Source organism: Roseateles sp. P5_E1 (genome assembly GCF_054049335.1).
Genome location: NZ_JBFUMN010000194.1, coordinates 1 through 715 on the forward strand (window position 1 = coordinate 1; position 715 = coordinate 715).

A 715-nucleotide genomic window follows, 5' to 3' on the forward strand; every position below is an offset into this window, starting at 1 on the left:
GTTTGCCGGTGGCGATGCACGTTTCGCCCCTTACTTGGCTGCCATCGAGGAACTACACCTGATGCGGCATTTCGTACCGGGCTGAGGCCGCTGCGGACTCTTCACATTGAAGGACTCGAAGCAGGTTGCAGCATTGTCGACGCCTGCTACCAACGCCGCCCCGCAGGGCGGTGTTGGATCTGGACGTAGCCAATTCAGGTCGTCTAGACGGGTGAGCCCCGCTACTTCATTGCCTCCAGCGGCACCAGCGACGCCCATACCAGCAGCAGGGCAAGCCACAGCCATCGCCAACGACCCATGCCGTGCCACGCCGCGCGCCACGGGCCGGGCAGTTTTTCATGACTCATGTCTGCCGCCTTTTGGCTGCTGATCGCAGCGAATCCACTGTGCGAAGTCCGTAGAGATACACGCCGGTGAAGCACAGCCCGGTCAACAGCGTGCCGGCCAGCAACCAGAGCAGTCGGATGGGCCAACCGCCGAAGCTGCCGAAGTGCAGGGGATCGGCCATTTCGGCGATACGCTGATGGACCCCCAGCGCACGGCCGTCATGCATGCCGATCACGTGCCCGGTGCGCAGGTCCACGGCGATGTTGTTGGCCCGCTCCCGCACCAGCCAGGCGTCGGCCTCCCCCAGGAACAGGATGCTCCCGCCATCGCGTGCGGGAATGGCGCCGAGGATGTGAAGGCCGGGCCATTGCTGGCGGACGGTCTGCAC

At 64.8% G+C, this 715-nt stretch carries 2 protein-coding genes; both read right to left on the reverse strand.

Translation table 11 applies throughout. From position 1 onward, the window contains the following. Positions 1–221: 221 nt before the first annotated feature. Complete coding sequence (locus tag ACXJKJ_RS30560) at positions 222–347, reverse strand: hypothetical protein (RefSeq protein ID WP_256774474.1); 126 nt, start codon at positions 345–347, stop codon at positions 222–224. Continuing rightward, positions 344–715 (reverse strand): PepSY domain-containing protein (locus ACXJKJ_RS30565; protein ID WP_457395200.1); only part of this gene is annotated, 372 nt, incomplete at its 5' end. The genes ACXJKJ_RS30565 and ACXJKJ_RS30560, both read right to left, overlap by 4 nt.